Source organism: Arthrobacter sp. MAHUQ-56, assembly GCF_019710585.1.
Classification (GTDB): domain Bacteria; phylum Actinomycetota; class Actinomycetes; order Actinomycetales; family Micrococcaceae; genus Arthrobacter.
Genome location: NZ_JAIFZQ010000016.1, coordinates 317,825 through 336,310, shown reverse-complemented (window position 1 = coordinate 336,310; position 18,486 = coordinate 317,825). Strand labels below are relative to the sequence as shown.

At 67.2% G+C, this 18,486-nt stretch carries 15 protein-coding genes, 1 tRNA gene and 1 other RNA gene; 9 read left to right on the top strand and 8 right to left on the bottom strand.

All coding sequences use genetic code 11. The annotated features are described in order from the left end of the window. Nucleotides 1-8 precede the first annotated feature (8 nt). Nucleotides 9-2,186, bottom strand: coding sequence for a glycogen debranching N-terminal domain-containing protein (locus K4G53_RS09555; protein ID WP_221385456.1), 2,178 nt, complete (start codon nucleotides 2,184-2,186; stop codon nucleotides 9-11). Nucleotides 2,187-2,246: 60 nt separating this feature from the next. Next, on the bottom strand, nucleotides 2,247-3,308 hold the full coding sequence (locus K4G53_RS09550; RefSeq protein WP_221385455.1) for a glycosyltransferase family 4 protein: 1,062 nt from the start codon (nucleotides 3,306-3,308) through the stop codon (nucleotides 2,247-2,249). Between the two features lie 215 nt (nucleotides 3,309-3,523). Between K4G53_RS09550 and K4G53_RS09545 the strand changes: the two genes are divergently transcribed. After that, a complete protein-coding gene (locus K4G53_RS09545; protein WP_221385454.1) occupies nucleotides 3,524-4,222 on the top strand; it encodes a DsbA family oxidoreductase in 699 nt (232 codons plus the stop codon). A 31-nt stretch (nucleotides 4,223-4,253) separates the two neighbouring features. Beyond that, a complete protein-coding gene (locus tag K4G53_RS09540; protein WP_221385453.1) occupies nucleotides 4,254-4,904 on the top strand; it encodes a TetR/AcrR family transcriptional regulator in 651 nt (216 codons plus the stop codon). A 27-nt stretch (nucleotides 4,905-4,931) separates the two neighbouring features. On the opposite strand, the gene K4G53_RS09535 is transcribed toward K4G53_RS09540, so the two are convergent. Both K4G53_RS09535 and K4G53_RS09530 read right to left on the bottom strand, forming a co-directional pair. Then, entirely contained in the window at nucleotides 4,932-5,588 is a 657-nt protein-coding gene (locus K4G53_RS09535; RefSeq protein WP_260323456.1) for a LytR C-terminal domain-containing protein, read from the bottom strand. A gap of 10 nt (nucleotides 5,589-5,598) precedes the next feature. Beyond that, the gene (locus K4G53_RS09530) at nucleotides 5,599-5,898 is read right to left on the bottom strand and encodes a type II toxin-antitoxin system VapB family antitoxin (RefSeq protein ID WP_221385451.1); all 300 of its coding nucleotides are present in this window, start codon (nucleotides 5,896-5,898) and stop codon (nucleotides 5,599-5,601) included. 148 nt (nucleotides 5,899-6,046) lie between these two features. On the opposite strand from K4G53_RS09530, the gene K4G53_RS09525 reads away from it, so the two are divergent. After that, nucleotides 6,047-6,976, top strand: a complete 930-nt coding sequence (locus K4G53_RS09525) for a hypothetical protein (protein WP_221385450.1) — start codon at nucleotides 6,047-6,049, stop codon at nucleotides 6,974-6,976. 104 nt (nucleotides 6,977-7,080) lie between these two features. Then, on the top strand, nucleotides 7,081-8,718 hold the full coding sequence (locus K4G53_RS09520) for a stealth family protein (protein WP_221385449.1): 1,638 nt from the start codon (nucleotides 7,081-7,083) through the stop codon (nucleotides 8,716-8,718). A gap of 128 nt (nucleotides 8,719-8,846) precedes the next feature. Here K4G53_RS09520 and K4G53_RS09515 read toward each other — a convergent pair whose 3' ends face one another. From K4G53_RS09515 to K4G53_RS09505, 3 genes are all read right to left on the bottom strand, one after another. Further along, nucleotides 8,847-9,776: a phosphodiesterase gene (locus tag K4G53_RS09515; protein ID WP_221385448.1), complete on the bottom strand. Its 930-nt coding sequence runs from the start codon at nucleotides 9,774-9,776 to the stop codon at nucleotides 8,847-8,849. 162 nt (nucleotides 9,777-9,938) lie between these two features. Continuing rightward, a complete protein-coding gene (locus K4G53_RS09510; protein WP_221385447.1) occupies nucleotides 9,939-10,451 on the bottom strand; it encodes a glutathione peroxidase in 513 nt (170 codons plus the stop codon). Continuing rightward, a complete protein-coding gene (locus tag K4G53_RS09505) occupies nucleotides 10,387-11,601 on the bottom strand; it encodes a M23 family metallopeptidase (protein WP_260323491.1) in 1,215 nt (404 codons plus the stop codon). The genes K4G53_RS09510 and K4G53_RS09505 overlap by 65 nt, the downstream gene beginning before the upstream one ends. Before the next feature lie 622 nt (nucleotides 11,602-12,223). Here K4G53_RS09505 and K4G53_RS09500 point away from each other — a divergent pair. Continuing rightward, complete coding sequence (locus K4G53_RS09500) at nucleotides 12,224-13,147, top strand: oxygenase MpaB family protein (protein WP_221385445.1); 924 nt, start codon at nucleotides 12,224-12,226, stop codon at nucleotides 13,145-13,147. Nucleotides 13,148-13,238: 91 nt separating this feature from the next. Here K4G53_RS09500 and K4G53_RS09495 read toward each other — a convergent pair. Further along, nucleotides 13,239-13,323, bottom strand: a tRNA-Ser gene (locus K4G53_RS09495). A gap of 312 nt (nucleotides 13,324-13,635) precedes the next feature. On the opposite strand from K4G53_RS09495, the gene K4G53_RS09490 reads away from it, so the two are divergent. The 4 genes from K4G53_RS09490 (at nucleotide 13,636) to recR (ending at nucleotide 18,443) form a co-directional block, all read left to right on the top strand. Next, entirely contained in the window at nucleotides 13,636-13,959 is a 324-nt protein-coding gene (locus tag K4G53_RS09490) for a hypothetical protein (RefSeq protein WP_221385444.1), read from the top strand. Nucleotides 13,960-14,003: 44 nt separating this feature from the next. Continuing rightward, an RNA gene (ffs, locus tag K4G53_RS09485) (signal recognition particle sRNA small type) lies at nucleotides 14,004-14,100 on the top strand. A 21-nt stretch (nucleotides 14,101-14,121) separates the two neighbouring features. Further along, entirely contained in the window at nucleotides 14,122-17,775 is a 3,654-nt protein-coding gene (locus K4G53_RS09480) for a DNA polymerase III subunit gamma and tau (protein ID WP_221385443.1), read from the top strand. Between the two features lie 68 nt (nucleotides 17,776-17,843). Beyond that, nucleotides 17,844-18,443, top strand: coding sequence for a recombination mediator RecR (gene recR, locus K4G53_RS09475; protein WP_221385442.1), 600 nt, complete (start codon nucleotides 17,844-17,846; stop codon nucleotides 18,441-18,443). Nucleotides 18,444-18,486: the final 43 nt, after the last annotated feature.

Here is an 18,486-nt window from a genome sequence, read left to right as displayed (position 1 = left end):
GGAATCCGTCAGGCACCGGGCTGGTTCAACCCCCGGCCTGCACCTGCCGCCACCCCGTTAGGCGGGTACGCCAGCGGCGGACGCGGCTTGCTGAGCAGTTTGAGCCCGGGTGGCAGCCCTTCGATGCTGCCCTGGGTTCCGGCGGCGGTGATGGTGACGCGGCTGGTGTCCAGGAGGACATTTTCCGCCCGGAACGTACCGACGATCTCCGGCAGGATCGGGGCGAGGTGCACCACGCCGCGGGTGAAGACGGGGTCGAACCGGAGCAGGATCCGCGCGAGCTGGACCGGCGCCGCGGCAGCCCAGGCCTGCGGGGAGCACGCGGTGGGATACGGCACGGGGCCCGGGAACTCCCCACGGTCAAAACCGCAGAAGAGCTCCGGGAGGCGGTTGTCGAAATGCCCTGCGGCGTCGAAGATTCCCAGCGCAACCCGCTTGGCCTCGTCCACGAAGCCGTAGCGCATCAGGCCGGTGGCCACCATGGCCGTGTCGTGGGGCCAGACGGAGCCGTTGTGGTAGCTGACGGGGTTGTAGGCCCCCATGTCCGAGGCGAGGGTGCGGATGCCCCAGCCGGTGAACATCTGCGGGGACATCAGGTGCTCCATCACGGACTGGGCCTTGTCCTCGTCCACGATGCCGGTGAAGAGGCAGTGGCCGATGTTGGAGGTCAGTGCGTCAACGGGGCGCTTGTCCTTGTCCAGGGCCACGGCGAAGTAGCCCTTGTCCGGCAGCCAGAACTTCTTGTTGAACTCCTCCTTGAAGGCTGCCGCACGTGCTGCCCATTGCTGCTCGAGGGCGGTGTCCCCGTCCCAGTGGGCCAGCAGGGACCGGCCGAGGTAGGCCGAGTAGACGTAGGCCTGGACCTCGCAGAGGGCAATGGGTGCCTCGGCGATGGTCCCGTCCGCAAAGTTGATGCCGTCCCAGGAATCCTTCCAGCCCTGGTTGACCAGGCCGTGATCGTTGGGGCGCAGGTATTCGACAAATCCGTCGCCGTCCTTGTCGCCGTATTTTTCGATCCACTCAAGCGCCCGGTCCGCGTTCGCCAGTAACGGCCGGATCTTGTCCCGGGACAGGCCCCACCGGCTCAGTTCACCCAGGACCGCCACAAACAAGGGCGTGGCGTCCACCGTGCCGTAATACGCCGTGCCGCCCAGGGACAGTCCGGCCGTGACGCCCAGCCGGACCTCATGCGGTATCCGGCCGGGTTCTTCCTCTGAGTCCGGGTCCACCTTCCTGCCCTGGATGCCGGCCAGGGTCTGCAGGGTGCCCAGCGCCAGGTTGGGGTTGACCATCAGGCTCATGTACGACGTCAGCAGTGAGTCCCGGCCGAACAATGCCATGAACCAGGGCGCCCCGGCAGCAACCGCGGCACGTTCAGGGTGGTGTGCATCGAAGATGCGCAGGGCACCGAGGTCGCTCTGGCTGCGGTTGAGCAGGTCCTGCAGGCCCGCGTCCTCGATGGTGATCCGCGGAACCGCCTCTTCCCAGTCAAGGTGCCGGCGCACTCCTTCGCGGTGATGCGGCAGCTGCCCCTCGCGGAAGGGCTTCTCCGGCGCCTCCCCATTGACCAGCGGCACCACGATGATGCTGGTGGCCCATTTCCCCCTGGCGGGGACCGTTACGTGGAAGCGGAGCCCGTCGGTACTGGCCTCCGCGCCCCGGGCGCCCACGGCGGATCCTCGCTGCTGGCCATGCCGGAAGGCCTCGATGACCAGCCGCCCTTCGTCCAGCCTCCGCGTGGTGTCGTCGGGTCCCGTGGTGCGTCCACCCTTGACGTCGAAGAGGTCCGCCTGGTCCGCGTCCACCAGGAGCTCGATGTCGCACTCGACGGGTTCCGCCGCATAGTTTTCCAGCGTGATGTCGTCCTGCATGCCCGGCCCGATGTGGCGGACCTGGCGCACCACAAGCGGGCTGTCGAACCTGCCGCCGGGCCACTTGGCCCGGCCCACGAACGTGGCCTCGAACGGATGCGGCCGCTGCGCGGACAGCGGCTCCCGGAGCGAGCCGTTGATGCGCAGCACCCAGCGCGAGACGATGCGGGTGTCCTGGAAGAACGCGCCGTTCGTTCCGCCCTCGGGACTGATGTCGCCGCTGCCGGACGAGATACAGAACGAGGACCCCTCCAGGACCGTGACCGAACCCGAATCGGACACGGAGGCTTCGTTGTCTGCGTTCCAGGCGGTCATGGGAGACTCCCTTCTCAGGCGGCATGCTGCCCGGGGGACTCCGGCGAAGCATTGATGCCTCTATAGATTTTGGTGCACCCGGCCACCATCCGGAACCCCCGGGAACGCCTTGCCTTCAATAAGGTCGCCGTAGAGCCGCAGGTGGTCAGCCACCATGCGGTCGGCCGTGAACCGCTCCTCGACAGCTTTCCGGCACGCCGCCCGGTCCAGTTCCGCGGCCGCCGGCACGAGGGCAGCCAGCTCGCCAGTCTCTCCCAGGAACCCCGTCCGCCCATGCTTGACGATCTCCGGGGCGGATCCTATGCGTGTGCCGACCACCGGCGTTCCGGTGGCGAGCGCCTCGATCATGACCAGGCCGAACGGCTCGGACCACTGGATGGGATTCAGGAAGGCCACGGCCTCGCCCATCAGCTGGTACTTGGCGGCGTCGTCCACCTCTCCAACGAAGTCTTCGTTGGGTCCCAGCCTGGGTTCGATGACTTCCCGGAAGTAGCGGATCTCCTCCGGTTCCCGCATCTTGACCGCAATCTTGAGGTGCATCCCGGCTTCCCGGGCGATGGTGATGGCCTCCACCAATCCCTTGTCCGGGCATGACCGGCCCACGAAGCACAGGTAGCCTCCGCTGCCGGTTCCCACAGGCACGCGGGAGAGGTCCATTCCGTGATGGATGACGCGCGTGACCGGGACATCGGGCGCATGCGAGGCCTGGTCCCGGGAGATCGCCACCACTGCCGCGTTCCGGGCAACAGCCCGGTAGATGTCCGCAGCCTGCGCATTGATGGGGCCGTGGATGGTGGTGGCCAGCGGCACCCCGGGCGGCCTGTGCATGTACAGGGGACCCGTTAGCGTGTGGTCATGGATGACGTCCACGTCCTGCAGCCCGTCGTAGGCCCTGGTGACGTGGCTGAGTTCGGAGATGGTGGTTCCCAGTCCGTCATAGTCGGCCGGCCGCATGTTCGGAACGAGCTGCACGGGGCACTCGCTCTCGGTTGGGGCTGCGAGCAGCACCTCGTGGCCGGCAGCCGCGAAGCCCCGGGCAAGGGTATCCACCACTCTTTCAGTGCCGCCGTAGGTTGCAGGTGGAACGGGAATCCAGGGTCCCGAAACCAGTCCAATGCGCATTCCTGGCCTCCCAGGGTGACAGGCCTGGCTCCCCAGCTGGCCGGGCAGAAATTCCACCGGGGCGCTCTTGCCACGGTGCTTCCGCTATGAAAGGGCCCGCTGCTTGACCTCTGCTCCGACTATCTACCACGCCACGGCTCCGAGACAAGACCCAATGTGCCCGATGTCATAGCGTGCACAGGAATGGCGTCCCGACGGGGCCGGTTATGGAAACCATGAGGATTGAGATCTGGTCTGACGTTGCCTGCCCCTGGTGCTTCATTGGAAAGCGCCGTTTCGAGTCGGCGCTGGCGGACTTCCCGCACCGGGACGCCGTCGAGGTGGTGTGGCGCAGCTACCAGCTGGACCCCACCCTGCCGGAGCACTACGACGGCACCGAACTGGAGTACCTGAGCACCCGCAAGGGGATGGCGCCCCAGCAGGTCTCGCAGATGTTCGACCACGTGGCCCAGCAGGCCAAGGGCGAAGGCCTGGACTACCACTTCGACAAGGTGGTGGTGGCCAACAGCTTCACCGCCCACCGCCTGATCCATCTTGCCGCCGCACACGCGAAGCAGGACGCAGCCAAGGAACGCCTGCTGAGCGACCACTTCGAGCACGGCGAGGACATCGGCAGCCGGGACTACCTGTCGGCGCTCGGCAAGGACCTCGGACTCCCGGCCCGCGAGGTGGAGGAGCTCTTCACCACGGACAACTATGCGGAGGACGTGCGCAACGACTTCCGCGAGGGCCAGGCCCTGGGCATCAGCGGCGTGCCTTTCTTCGTCATCGACCGCAAGTTCGGCCTGTCCGGCGCGCAGCCCGTCCAGACCTTCACCGCAGCCCTGAACCAGGCATGGCAGGACGCCAACCCCCTGGTGCTGGTCAACTCCGGTGAGGCGGAAGTATGCGGCCCGGAGGGGTGTTCCGTCTAGGTTTACTGACACATCGCGGTAAAGTGTCTGTATGCCCAGGATTTCAGCCGCCAGCAACGCCGAGCAGCGCGCGGGCACCCAGCGCCGGATCTTGACCGCTTTCGGCGAGCTGCTGTTCTCGCACGGCCTTCCCGGACTGACCATGACCGACGTGGCGCGGCACGCGGGCGTGGGCCGGACCGCCGTATACAACTACTACGCGGACATCGAAGAGCTGCTGATTTCCTACGCGCTCGACGAGACGGAGAAATTCCTCTCCGACCTTCGCGACGCGCTGGGCCGGCTGGAGAATCCGGTGGACCGCCTGGCCCTGTACGTCCGTGCCCAGGTGGTGGACCTCAGCCGCCGCCACCTTCCCCCGGGACCTGCCATGGGTGCGGTGCTGTCGCCGTCGTCCTTTGCCAAACTGTCCGACCATGTGGGCGAGCTCAGCCTCCTGCTCCAGGACATTCTTCGCGACGGCATGGAGCAGGGCTACCTGCCCGTGGCGGACGTCGGGCAGCAGTCGCAGCTGATCCTCGGCACGCTGTCCTCAAGCGCGGCCCGGGGCAGCGACGAGCCGTCGGAGCTGGAGGCGCGCGTGGCCCGGACGGTGCGCTTCATCCAGCTCGGCGCCGGCGCCAGGTTCGACGACGGCGGGCGGCCCGTCCGGGTCGGCCCCCTTCCAGCAGCGGCCGGCTGAGCCCGCAGCCAGGCGGGGCGGAGGGCATCAGGAGGTGGGCGCCGCCGTCGGCATGACCGGCCACTTGTCGCTGTCCGCTATCCGCCGACTTTCCCGGGGGCAGCTGAGCTTGCCGGGTGTCTGGTCCACCAGCTCCGGCGGGACGAGCGCCTTGTAATCATGGGCGAGGATGAGGTCGACGCTGGCGTCCGTCCGGCCGTCCTGGAAGTAGTCCGAACCCGGGATATTGCGCTGCACGCTGAAGGCCGCCGCCTGCCCGGCAGCCCCGGACACCACGGCTGCCGCACCCCGATAGCCGGCGTTGATGTTGCCCACCGCCCCCACCACGAACTTCCGGGCCAGGAGCTCGTCCGCCACGGTGCGGGCCAGGCCGGGCCGGCTGGTGGAGTTGTAGACGTTGAGGTTGATCTTGTCGTTCGGCGTGTAGTCGAACATGGACGCCGGGCAGGATGAGACCGGCGTTGGAGCCGTTTCCGCAGCCGGGATCTTGAACCGCCCGTTGATGATGGCGAGCGCCAGGATGATGGCGGCCGCAATCAGGCCGATCAGCAGGACCAGGACCACGCCATGCAGCACGCGGCGGCGCACCCGGACGGTTTCATCGGCATCCCGGGCCGCCTCCATGGCCGCCCGCAGTTCCGGCCCGCTGACTACGTGGTGGCCGTGCAGGATGTCCGGATCCATGGGCCGCCGCCTAGCCATCGAGCACCAGGACGCGGGCGTGGATTGCGGTGCGCTGGTGCAGGGCGGTCCGGACGGCGCGGTGCAGTCCGTCCTCCAGGTACATCGTTCCCCGGTACTGCACCACGTGCGGGAACAGGTCCCCGAAAAACGTGGAATCCTCGGCGAGCAGTGCCTCCAGGTCCAGGGTCCGCTTGGTGGTGACCAGTTCGTCCAGCCGGACCGGACGCGGCGGAAGGGACGCCCACTGCTTCGGGGTGTTGTAACCATGGTCGGGGTAAGGGCGGCCCTCGCCCACAGCTTTGAATATCACCCTGCCACACTAGGCACCGAGCAGCCGCAGGGAAAGTAGCAGGGCGTGCCCGCCGGAGGTTGTAGCCAAACAGTGACCATGCGTCATCCAGGGCCGCTTTCGCGATGGCCCACCGGGCACCTGCGGTTGCTGCTGACAGAATGGACCCATGACAGCCTCCGAGTCCCCCGCCGTGCCCGCGCCCGGAACCCGCCTGCCCTCGACGCCCCCGCTGGCACTCCTGCTGGATGTGGACGGGCCGGTGGCAAGCCCCGTGACCAGGGACGTCAAACCGGACATCATTGCGGACCTCGTGGCCCTCGCCGCAGCCGGCATTCCCGTCATCTTCAACACCGGCCGCTCGGACGCGTTCATCCGCGAGCAGGTCATGGAGCCGATGATCGCGGCAGGGATCCCGGCCGGGACCGTCATCCATGCCATCTGCGAAAAGGGCGCCGTGTGGTTCAGCTACACCTCCACCGGCCCCGGCCCGGTCCACGTTGACCGGGAGCTGGCCGTGCCGGCCGCTTACGGTGACGACATCCGCCGCCTGGTGGCGGAGGACTACTCGGCCCACATGTTCTTCGACGAAACCAAGCGGGCCATGGTGTCCGTGGAGCAGCACATCGGCGTGCCCAGCGCCGAGTACCTCGCCGAGCAGAAGCTGTTCGACGCGGACGCCATGGAGCTGATGGGCCGCCATGGGCTGGGCGTGGTCCGGCTGGACCACCACGCACCGAATTCCGACGACGACGTGGACTACCGCGTGGACCCCACCATCATCTCCACGGACATTGAGTCGGTGCGGCTGGGCAAGGACCTCGGCGCCAGCCGGGCGGTGGAACTGCTGGCCGCGCAGGGCATCACCCCGCAGGCCTGGCGGACGGTGGGAGACTCCCGCACGGATTATGCGATGGCCGACTGGCTGCACCACAACGACCATGCCGTGAAGCACGTGGACGTCCGCCCGGCGGACGGCGTGCCCAGCAAGCCGTACCAGGTGCTGACGGCGGCGGACCTTGGGCTGGAGGCCTCGGTGATCCATGACGACGCCGGAGGGGCCTTCCTGCGCGGCTGGCGGGAAGCGCTGGGCATCTAAGCCGCCGCCCGCCGTCGTACGTTTCTCCTGCCGGCCGGTGGGCCGGCACCTGCGGCTGGTCCCGGACAGCGCCCGAAACCTGCCGTTATCCGGGCAGGACTATCATGCAGGTAAGAATGAACACTTCCACCAGCACGGAGAATCCCATTACAGAAGCACCTGTCCAGGACGAAGTCTATTACGGCGGCCAAGCGTCCGTAGAGGAACAATTCCATTCCGAGATCACCTCGGCGGCCGCTGAGCAGCGCCTGAAGCACCGCCCCGATGTTGTGCGGCACAAGGGCCGCTATGCCCTGATCAACGACACCAGGACCCCCTACCAGGCCATGGTGGAAGACCTGCTGTTCGTGCGCAACATCCTGGTGAACGCGGAGCTGGCATACCTGTTGGTGCGCGGCAACAACGACCGGCCGGTCATCGCCCTGGACTGGAAGGACCGGAAGAAGCTCCGCGCAGCCCTGGTGGAAGCCTGCCGGGACGAACCCTTCTATTCCATGACGGTGGACGCCAAGAAGAAGACGTCCGTCCTGGTGGCCGACGGCGAGCTGTCCTCCAACCGGCAGGCACGCATCTTCCGCCTCTACCGTCCCCGCGTGGAACCGGTGGGCGGCTTTGAGTTCGGCGCCTCAGCCGGCGTCCAGATCGAGCTGTGGTCCTTCGAAGGTGAACAGCTGATCCTCCCCATCGAGAACTCCCTGACCCGCCGCACCCTGCTGCGGCAGGACGCCGTCCGCGGCACCGTGGAGCGCTACGGCCACACCTGGCCCACCATCGAGAACATGTTCGCCGACCACGCCAGCGATATCAGCTTCGACATCGACCTGGTGTTCTCCTGGGTGGACGGCAGCTCCCCGGAATATATTGCCGCGCGCCGCGCCCAGCAGCAGGGCGTGGTCCTGGGCGAGGGCGACGACCATGAAGCCCGGTTCCGGCAGATCAACGAACTCAAGTACGCGCTCCGGTCCGTGTACATGTTCGCCCCCTGGATCCGCCGCATCTTCATCGCCACGGACTCCCCCGCGCCGGCCTGGCTGGCGGAACACCCTTCGGTCACCATTGTGCGCAGCGAGGAGTTCTTCGCCGACCCCTCCGTGCTGCCCACGCACAACTCCCAGGCCGTGGAGTGCCAGCTGCACCACATCGAAGGCCTGTCCGAGCACTTCCTGTACTCCAACGACGACATGTTTTTCGGCCGTCCCGTCAGCCCCGACATGTTCTTCACCCCCGGCGGCATCACCAAGTTCATCGAGGCGGAGACCCGGATCGGCCTGGGCGAGAACGACGCCGAACGCAGCGGCTTCGAGAACGCTGCCCGGGTGAACCGCAAGCTCCTGTGGAACCGGTTCGGCCGGATCACCACCCGCCACCTGGAACACACCGCCGCCCCCCTGCGGCGCAGCCTGGTGGCCCAGATGGAGGAGGAATTCCCGGAGGAGTTCCGGAAGACGGCCGCCAGCCGCTTCCGTGCAGCGGACAACATCTCCGTCACCAATTCCTTCTACCACTACTACGCGCTGCTCACCGGCCGGGCCGTCACGCAGACGGCGGCGAAGGTCCGCTACGTTGACACCACCATGCGGGCCGGGCTGAAGTACCTGCCCAAGCTGCTGGCCAAGCGGAACATGGACTTCTTCTGCCTCAACGACGGCAGCTTCCCGGAGGTCAGTGCCGACGAGCGCGCCGAAGTGGTGACCGACTTCCTGGAGAAGTACTTCCCGATCAAGGCGCCCTGGGAGAAGTAACCGGATCGCCGGCACAACAGCGCGGCGCGCCTCCCTGGCGCGCCGCACTGTCCTGTGTGGTTAGTCTCCAGCGCCGGGTTTAGCGCCCGGTTTCACTGGCGCCTGTTTTTCGCTGGCGCCCGGTTTCGCTAGCGCCTCGTGGGCGCGCCGAGCCGGGCGCCGCCGCGCTGCTTGGTGGTCTCCGGAATCTGGATCCCCGCAGCTTCCAGGCGTGCCGCCGTTTCCTCCGGTGACACGTACTCGCCAACAGTGGGCGAAGTGCCGAGCGGAACCACGGAGTGCACGATCGTGTGCTCGTACACGTGCACCAGGTTGAAGGCCTGCCCGCCGTCCTGCCCGCGGGTACCTCCGACCGGAACATTGAGGTCCTGGGTGTAGCAGGAGGCCGAGGCGACCGAGACGGGAACACCGGCAAACATGGCCGTGGTGGAGTAGTGCAGGTGGCCGGCCAGGATGGTGCGGACGTCGGAGTCCCGCACTACGGCGGCCAGCGACGCCTGGTCCCGCAGTTCCACCAGCACCGAAAGGTCCAGCACGGAGGGCACGGGCGGGTGGTGGAGGGCCAGGATCGTGCCGTCCGGGGCTGGAGTTTCCAGCTGCCGGGCCAGCCAGTCCAGCTGTTCCGGGCTCACCTCGCCGTGATGGAAGCCCGGAACGGTCGTGTCCAGGGTGATGACGCGCAGCCCGTTGATGAAGTAACTGTGGTCCACGGGTTCGGCGGTGCCGGGCTGGTCCAGCAGGCCCATGCGGAAGTTGGCGCGGTCGTCGTGGTTGCCCATGGCCCAGATGACCTCTGCACCCAGGTCCCGGCAGGCGGGCTCCACGATGGCCCGCAGCTTGACGTAGGCCTGGGGGTCGCCCTTGTCCGCGAGGTCTCCGGTGAAGATCACGGCTTCCGGCCGCGCGCCGGAGGCCTTCACTTCGTCAAAGAGCTGGATGAGCCGCGCTTCACTGTCGACGGTTCCGTAGAGGGGTTCTGCACCTCCCAACAAGTGGGGGTCGCTCAGGTGGAGTAGGAAGTGGCGTGGCCGGGGATGTTCGGCCTCGATGTGCTCCATTGCTGCCTCTGTGGTCGGTGGGAAGCCGTTCTTCCCTTCTACCCTTCAGTAATCTTTATCCAATCAGACATTTGGCAAACTTGGGGTAAATCGCCGGAGCTGATGTGGAAAAAGTTCGTAAAACTGCGCATATTCATACTTGATTCGGCGTAGTCGTTTTTATCAGCAGAGTAATTCCTCGATCGCTGCCAGCACCTTGGGCGAGTCCGGTTGCACTGCCGGGGCAAACCTTGCCGCCACCTCGCCGTCGCGGCTCACCAGGAACTTTTCGAAGTTCCACTTCACCAGGCCGGGCAGCAGGCCGGCCTTGAACTTCGTAAGCTCGCCATACAACGGGTGCTGGTTCCTGCCCCGCACATCCGCCTTGGCCGTCAGCGGGAATGTGACCCCGTAATTGCGCTCGCAGAACCCGGCGATCTCGCTGTCCGTACCGGGCTCCTGCCCCGCGAACTGGTTGCAGGGTACGCCCAGGATCTCGAAGCCGCGGTCGCGGAACCTGGCGTAGAGCGACTCAAGGGTTGCGTACTGCGGAGTGAATCCACAGTTGGACGCCACGTTGACCACCATCACCACCTTTCCCCTGAACTGTCCGAACTCAGTCCCCGTGCCGTCATTGAGTGTTAGTGGAATCGGGTACAGGGGTGACGAGCGTCGTGTCTCCGGCAGGTTCTTCATACGTGCTGTTCGTTGCCGTGGCGTCTACGTACGGGTCCGGGCTGGAAGTTTCCTGGCTGGGCGCTGTTTGGGTCACCGTCTCTGTGGGCGTCGCTGTCTCTATGGGGCTGGCTGTCTCTATGGGCGTGGCCGTTTCGATAGGCGCGGGGGCAGGGGCCGGCTCTTCGGTGGTGGGCAACGGCGCAGGCTCACTGGGCGCCGGGGCCGGTTCCTCAGTGGTAGGCGCTGGGGCCGGTTCCTCAGTGGTGGGCAAGGGCGCCGGCTCTTCAGTGGTAGGCGCCGGCGCCGGTTCCTCAGTGGTAGGCGACGGCGCCGGTTCCTCAGTGGTAGGCGACGGGGCCGGCTCCTCAGTGGTAGGCGACGGCGCCGGTTCCTCAGTGGTAGGCGACGGCGCCGGTTCCTCAGTGGTAGGCGCCGGCGGCTCGGACGGCTCAGTTGGTGAAGGCGAAGGCTCAGTGGGCGTGGGCGATGGCCATGGGTCGCTGGTTGAAGGAGATGGTTCAGTTGGCGAGGGTGAGGGCGACGGCGAGGGCTCAGCCGCCCACGGACTGCTGGGCGAGGGCGTCGGGGACGGGAACGCCATGCCCGTCGCCGGAGGTGGTGCCGCCGTCGAATCCCACATGTGGGAATCCACAGCCCGGGATCCAACGTCCGGCAACATCGGCAGTGGGATGGTCCAGCTGACCCTGCCGTCGGAGAGGGAATTTCCACCGGGCCCGTACGCAACCAGATGGTCTGGCAGCAACTGTCCCACGGCCCGCAGCGTGAGGAAGCTCCAGCCCAAGGGATTCGTATACCGGCCCTTGACGATGGTCTCGAAGTGCAGATGGCAGCCCGTGGACCAGCCCGTGGAACCCACCTGTGCGATGGCCTGCCCGACCTGCACCTTGTCACCCGTACGTACGCCAATCGATTCCAGGTGGTTGTAGGTGGTGACGAGGCCATCGCCGTGGTCAATCTCCACCCGGTTGCCGCCTCCCCAGGGGTGCCAGCCCGCCGCCCTGACGACGCCCGAATCCGCCGCGTAAACCGTGGCCCCGCATGGCGCGGCATAGTCCTGTCCCAGGTGGAAGTCTCCCGCAAATCCGCTCAGCGGGCTGATCCGGAATCCGAACGGCGAACTCGGGTAAAGGACCTGCAACGGTGCCATCAGGAACCCGGTGGGAGGCCTGCCAACCCCGGCCGGGCCCACCGCCAGTCCTGGGAATCCGCCATCCCCGAAGGTGCCGACCGTCGGGTGGGGAAAGGAAAGGACCGCGTGGGGGTCGGACAGGACGGGCGCCGCCAACTGTCCCGCTCCCACCTGGTCCGATCCCATGGGGGCAGCTTCAGAGGGCTGCAGCAAATTCGATTCCGGGGCGCTGGCTGATTCCTGCGCTGTGGCGCCTGCCGGGGCCGCGGCGGCACGGCTTGTTCCGGCGCGGGAAACAGAACCCGCCGCCTGGCCGGCTCCTTCCGGACCTGCCGCGAGGTTGACTGCGGCCACCGATGCGGCCAGCACGCCCGCGGCGGCCACTGCACGCGCGACAGGGGGAAAAGAACCCTGTTCCGGCTTGCCCCTGCCCGGCGCCCAATGCTTGCCCAATTGACTGACTCCACCACGTGGCTGACCGCGCGTTGTCTCGACGGTATGTCCCATGGGACCACAGGCCCCCAGGCCTGTGAACCCTGCTGCCGCACAATGCGGGTTTTTTTGCGGGCGTTAGGGGTTCAGCATCCCCTTGGACCTGCGAGAGCCCTTCCGGCGCCGGAAAAATGGGCAACAATAGGTCATGCGCAATGTCCTTCGCATCTGGCAGGACGAACTGAGAAAGACCTTCTCAGGCAAGGCAGACGGTCCACCTGAATGGTCGCTGCGCCTGGCGGAAGGCAATGACGCCGGATACCACCTGCCCGGGTCGGCAGTGTGGGCGGTCCACGGCTCCATGACGCCCATCGTGGCCGGTATCCGCGCTTTGCTCATGCAGTCGCTGCACCCCGGCGCTCTGGCCGGTGTGCACGAACACTCCAACTTCCGTGAAGACCCCCTCCGGCGCCTGGCCAACACCATCCGCTGGATCTTCACCGTCACCTACGGCTCCAAGGCCGCTGCTGAAGACTCGTCCGAACGCGTCCGCCACCTGCACGTGCCTGTCCAGGGGACGTACCGGGACAACGCGGGCGGCCTGCGAACCTACAGCGCCAACGATCCCGGCCTCGCGCGCTGGATCCACGTCGCCTTCACGGACGCTTTCCTCACGGCCCACAAGGTGTACGGACGTCCCATCCCGGGCGGCCCTGACGCCTATGTGCGGGAGTGGGCCCAGGCCGGCAGGCTGATGGGAGTGGAGGATCCACCGCTTACGGAAGCGGAAATGCGAAATGAGTTGGATCGCTGGTACGCACAGGACCAGCTGCGGACGGACGAAAGGGTGGCTGAAACCGTGCAATTCATCCGCAATCCACCGTTGCACCCCCTGCTTCGTCCCGGCTACCGGGTGCTGTTCGCCAGTGCCGTCTACACCCTGGAGCCCAGGTACCGCAGCATGCTTGGACTCTCCGTTCCACGGCTCGGCCCATTCCCCCTCCCGGTGCGGGCGGCAACCAAGGCGGTGCTCGGCGTCGTCCGTCTCGCCTTGGGCCGCAGAAGGCCCAGCGAAAATGCGGCAAGGGAACGCCTGCGGCGGTTGGGTGAGCCCTCGGCCGGCCTTGCGTGACCGTCGCTGCCTGATCATCGCCGCCACCGCGGGCACGCGGGAAAACGAAAGAACCCGGCCCCGGTGTTACCGGGGCCGGGTTCTTGACCGGCGGAGAATGGGGGATTTGAACCCCCGAGGGCGTTAACCCAACACGCGTTCCAGGCGTGCGCCATAGGCCGCTAGGCGAATTCTCCAACTGCTTCTGAATCAAAAGCAGGTACTAGACTACCTGAACTTTCCCGCAACGCCCAATTGAGCGCCGGGAGGGGCGTTTTCGACGCCGGCAGGTGCCGAATGCTGCCTTAAACTGGAAAATGGGCGCCCCCAACGCGCCCATTCCCGCGGGTACGCCGTTGAACCGCTTGGTCCGGCACCGCAAAGCCAGGCCACACAGCTCACAATCTCGAGATTGCCCCAATCGGTGTACATTTCCATGATCGTGCGTCCCGCCGGGATAAGCAATGGAAACCGCAGCGATTGGGGCATCATCGTGCACTATAGGTTCCATGGCTGAGCTGCACGCGCTGGTGGTTTATGTCCCTGCGTCGCACACCGGGCAGGTTCTGGATGCCATCGGCGACGCCGGAGCGGGCCACTTGGGAAACTACTCCCATTGCTCCTTCGTCACGGCGGGGACCGGGAGGTTCACTCCGCACGAGGGCGCCCAGCCCTACCTCGGCCGGCCCGGCAGGCCGGAAACCGTGGCTGAAGAACGCGTCGAATGCATCGTGGAGGAACGAGTGCTGGCCGCCGTGGTGGCTGCGCTGCGGACTGCCCACCCCTACGAGGAGCCAGCCTTCATGACCTGGCCTGTGGAGGGCTGGCGGTAAGGACGCCCGATTCGAGTCGCGCCGAATGTTCGGGTAAAGTATCTGACGGCCCCTCATGTGGCGTCATCCTGTTGAACTCCCCCAGGACCGGAAGGTAGCAAGGGTAGACGGGCTCTGGCGGGTGCATGGGGGGTCTTTACTATTCCCCCACAGGGCGGCATGATGTCAGCCCGGATTGGTAGGGTTTTCTCTGTGACAGTTACTACCGCCCTGTACCGCAGATACCGTCCCGACTCGTTCGCCGACGTTATCGGTCAGGAGCACGTCACCGAGCCGCTGATGACGGCCCTGCGGAAGAACCGCGTCAACCACGCCTACCTTTTTTCCGGCCCCAGGGGCTGTGGCAAGACCACCTCCGCCCGCATCCTGGCCCGCTGCCTCAACTGCGCGCAGGGCCCCACGGATACCCCTTGCGGCACCTGCCCCAGCTGCGTGGAGCTGGCCCGCGGCGGCTCCGGATCGCTGGACGTCATCGAGATCGACGCTGCCAGCCACGGCGGCGTCGACGACGCACGGGACCTCCGCGAACGCGCCACGTTCGCTCCCGTGCGGGACCGCTACAAGATCTTCATCATCGACGAAGCCCACATGGTCACCTCAGCGGGGTTCAACGCCCTACTGAAGATCGTGGAGGAACCGCCGGAACACATCAAGTTCATCTTTGCCACCACCGAGCCGGACAAGGTCATCGGAACCATCCGCTCCCGGACGCACCACTATCCGTTCCGGCTGGTGCCGCCGGAACCGCTGATGGCCTACCTCGAACTTTTGTGCCAGCAGGAAAACGTTCCGGTGGCTCCCGGCGTGCTGTCATTGGTCATCCGGGCCGGCGGCGGTTCGGTCCGTGACTCGCTTTCCGTACTGGACCAGCTCATGGCCGGCGCCGGGCCCAACGGTCTGGACTACGAGCTTGCGGTGGCCCTGCTCGGCTACACCCATGCATCGCTGCTGGACGACGTCGTGGAAGCGGTCGCCGCTTCCGATGCCGCAACGGTCTTCCGTGCTGTGGACCGGGTCATCCAGACGGGCCACGACCCGCGCCGGTTCGTCGAGGACCTGCTGGAGCGCTTCCGGGACCTGATCATCGTCCAGGCCATGCCTGAGAGCGCCCACGTCATCCTGCGCGGGATGCCGGCGGACCAGATCGCCCGCCTGCAGAACCAGGCCCACAACCTGGGGGCTGCGGAACTTTCCCGCGCTGCGGATGTCACCAACACCGCCCTGACCGAAATGACGGGCGCAACATCCCCTCGGCTGCACCTCGAACTGCTGTGTGCCCGGATCCTGCTCCCCAGCGCCGAACAGAATGAGCGCGGGATGGCTGCGCGGATTGACCGCGTTGAACGGCGCCTCAACTATGCAGGCAATGACGTCGGCGCCCCGGCCCTGTCTCCGAACCAGGCCCAGGCAACGCAGGCACCATCGCCCCAGCCCGTGCAGCAAGCGGCTGGCCCCCTCCCTGCAGCAGGCCCGGTTCAACAGGAAGGCCGCGCCGCCGTGACACCGGAGCAACAGCTGCCCGGCCGCACCTCCAACGCGCGCCCGGATAGCAACGCGCGCCCGGAAAGCCGCTCGGAAATCCACCGCTCCGAAACCAGCGGCGCAGAAAATCCCCCGGTTGCCGCTGCGCCCGCGCCCTTGGATGCCCAGGGCGCTCAGGCTCCTGCGGGCCTGCGTACCCCGCTGACGCCGCCGCGGGTGAGCACGAACGATTGGCCGGTTGATGAAACCGCTGCCGGCCATGCACCCACCGCGGAACGGTCGGCCGCCCCTGCCGCGCCGCATGCGCCCGCTGACGGACCGCAGGTTCCGGAAACCCCGCCCCGGCAAGCCCCGGCCCCGGAAACTCAACCCCGGCAGGCCACGGACAGGCACACCCCGGCCCCGGAAACCAGGGATCGGGAAACCCCGGCCCCGGAAACCAGGGAACGGGAAACCCCGGCTCCTGCGACCCAAGCCCACGGAAGCCCGGCCACCGTCAACCCGCAGGCCCAGGACGGACACCGGGAGCAACCCGCCGGTTCCGCGCCTGCCGCACCGTCGGCGATGGGTGATGTGGAAGTCCTGCGCAGGGCCTGGCCTGACGTCCTGCAGACGCTGTCCAAGATCAAGCGCAGCACGTGGGCCCTTGTTGAGCCCAATGCCCAGGTCAGCTCCTTTGACGGCAGCGTCCTGACGCTGTCCTTCACCACCCAGGGACTTGCCGGCGCTTTCGGCCGCGCGGACCACTCGGAGAACCTGCGGCAGGCCATCCACAAGACGGTGGGGATTGACTGCCAGATCAATGCCGTGGCGGGCGGCGCCAGCCAATCGAACGGCCCAAGCCAAACGAACGGCGCCAGCCAACCGGGCGGCGCCGGCCAGCAACGCGGCGCCGGCCAATCGAGCTCTGACCCAAACCCAAAAGCGCCGGCCAGCCCGGTGGTTCCCGCCACTTCAGCTGACGTCGCGTGGGGACTGGCTCCGGCGCCCTCCGCCATGGACACCCCTCGCCGCCCAGGCACCGGCCCGGATGCCGGGGTCCAGGACCTTGGGACTCAACCCGGTGGAGACCGGAGCTTTGGCGAACAGGCCGGCAGTGCGGCTGCCAGCGGCCGGCCCGGCCACCCGGAGGCCCGGGCACATGCCGGGGCGCCCGGCGGCGGACCCCGCGGTTCCGGCAGTTCCGCTGCAGCCCCCGCCCCTGCAGAAGCCACCACGGCCGTCCATGCCGCGGCATCCCAGGCAGCGACATCCCAGGCAGCGACATCCGCCCATGCAGCGCCATCTATCCAGGCAGCACCGGCCAACCCTCCGGCTTCCCACACGCCCGCTGCCCCGGCAACGGCGAACGCGGGAACCTCCAGCCCGGCATCCTCTCCTGCGCACGCAGGTGGGTCGCCGCCCGGCGACGCTTCCAGCGCCGCGCAGCCTGCGCCGGCCGCCGCATACCCCGATGCCGGCGGTGACTACTCCTACTCGGACGATGACTGGGGACCCGCTCGGGACGAGGACGCTCCCCCGCTGGACGAGGAACCTCCCATGGACTGGGAACCGTCACCACGTCCGGGCAGCCGTGCCACCCCACCAAATGCTGCACGGGAAACCCCCCAGCAGTCCGCCGGCGGGGCCAAGGATTCCGTTGAGGCACCTTCCCATGGGGCAGGAATCACCACCGGCACACGGGGTGCAGGCGGCACAGGACAGCCCGCCGCACACGACCCCTGGACACGGGCTGTGGAGCAGGCCCCAGGCGTGTGGGTGGTCGGAGATAAGAGCAACGTGGGGGCAGCTGTCCCTGCTGCGGGCCAGCCCGAATCAAGCGGACCTGTCCAGATTCCCCGCTACGAGCCGGCCACCGCACAGGTTCCTCCATCCATTCCCGTGACTGCGCCCGCTGCTGCGTCTGGAACTGGCTGGGCGTCGCCGGGCCAGCCCACCGCAGCCTCTGCCGACGGCACCCAGGGGTCCCGTCCGCCGTCGACGTCCCAGCCTGCCCCGGCCCCGGAATTTGCGATGGCCTCCGCCGGGTCCGCACCCGCCGTCGCTCCCATACGTCCCGCAACTCCCGGCAGTGCACCCGCTGCGACACGCACGGAAACCCGGCAAAGCCTCTACCAGCGGCTGTCCAACAGCCCGGAGGCTGCTGCGGGCCGCGCCAAGGCGCCCTCCAGCACTGCAGCGTCAACTGCATACGTCCAGGACATACCGAGCGCCGACGACGAAACCATTGAGGAGTCGGGGGTGTTCGGCCGGGCCGCGGTGGAACGCATCCTGGGCGGGAAACTGATCGAGGAGCGGTCCTTGGACGGAAGCCCGGTGCCGCCACGGTACTGACGCCAGGCACGCACGGCTGAACTGCCGATCCATTTACCCGCCATCCATACCAAGCTAAAGAGGGAAACGTGTACGAAGGTGCTGTCCAGGAGCTGATCGATGAGCTCGGACGCCTTCCAGGGGTGGGCCCCAAGTCCGCACAGCGGCTGGCGTTCCACATCCTCGAAGCGGACCCCCAGGACATGAAGCGGCTGGTCGAGGCCATCACCACGGTGAAGGAGCGGGTCAAGTTCTGCACGGTCTGCGGCAACGTTACCGAGCAGGAAAAGTGCAACATCTGCCGGGACCCCCGCCGCGACCCTTCAGTCATCTGCGTGGTTGAGGAGTCCAAGGACGTCCTCGCTGTCGAACGCACCCGATCATTCCGCGGCCGGTACCACGTGCTGGGCGGCGCAATCAATCCCATTGCCGGCGTTGGTCCCGAGCAGCTGCGGATCCGCGAACTACTCACCAGGCTGAACGACGGCGAGATCCAGGAAGTCATCATCGCCACCGACCCGAACCTGGAGGGTGAGGCAACGGCCACCTACCTGGCCCGCATGCTCAAGACGATCGGCATCACCGTCACCCGCCTGGCATCCGGGCTGCCGGTGGGTGGGGACCTGGAGTACGCCGACGAGGTCACGCTCGGACGGGCCTTCGAGGGACGCCGAAACGCACTGGGCTGACGGCTGCCCCCGCCCGTGCGCCTCGGGCGGGTACCGGCATGCG

Excerpts from the sequence above, each read along its gene's own strand:
- K4G53_RS09500 (WP_221385445.1), top strand. The coding sequence starts at position 12,224 with ATGCGCAATGTCCTTCGCATCTGGCAGGACGAACTGAGAAAGACCTTC.
- K4G53_RS09525 (WP_221385450.1), top strand. The coding sequence starts at position 6,047 with ATGACAGCCTCCGAGTCCCCCGCCGTGCCCGCGCCCGGAACCCGCCTG.
- K4G53_RS09510 (WP_221385447.1), bottom strand. The coding sequence starts at position 10,451 with ATGAAGAACCTGCCGGAGACACGACGCTCGTCACCCCTGTACCCGATT.
- K4G53_RS09545 (WP_221385454.1), top strand. The coding sequence starts at position 3,524 with ATGAGGATTGAGATCTGGTCTGACGTTGCCTGCCCCTGGTGCTTCATT.
- K4G53_RS09490 (WP_221385444.1), top strand. The coding sequence starts at position 13,636 with ATGGCTGAGCTGCACGCGCTGGTGGTTTATGTCCCTGCGTCGCACACC.
- K4G53_RS09535 (WP_260323456.1), bottom strand. The coding sequence starts at position 5,588 with ATGGATCCGGACATCCTGCACGGCCACCACGTAGTCAGCGGGCCGGAA.
- K4G53_RS09540 (WP_221385453.1), top strand. The coding sequence starts at position 4,254 with ATGCCCAGGATTTCAGCCGCCAGCAACGCCGAGCAGCGCGCGGGCACC.
- K4G53_RS09520 (WP_221385449.1), top strand. The coding sequence starts at position 7,081 with ATGCAGGTAAGAATGAACACTTCCACCAGCACGGAGAATCCCATTACA.
- K4G53_RS09515 (WP_221385448.1), bottom strand. The coding sequence starts at position 9,776 with ATGGAGCACATCGAGGCCGAACATCCCCGGCCACGCCACTTCCTACTC.
- K4G53_RS09480 (WP_221385443.1), top strand. The coding sequence starts at position 14,122 with ATGTCAGCCCGGATTGGTAGGGTTTTCTCTGTGACAGTTACTACCGCC.
- K4G53_RS09555 (WP_221385456.1), bottom strand. The coding sequence starts at position 2,186 with ATGACCGCCTGGAACGCAGACAACGAAGCCTCCGTGTCCGATTCGGGT.
- K4G53_RS09550 (WP_221385455.1), bottom strand. The coding sequence starts at position 3,308 with ATGCGCATTGGACTGGTTTCGGGACCCTGGATTCCCGTTCCACCTGCA.
- K4G53_RS09505 (WP_260323491.1), bottom strand. The coding sequence starts at position 11,601 with ATGGCACCGTTGCAGGTCCTTTACCCGAGTTCGCCGTTCGGATTCCGG.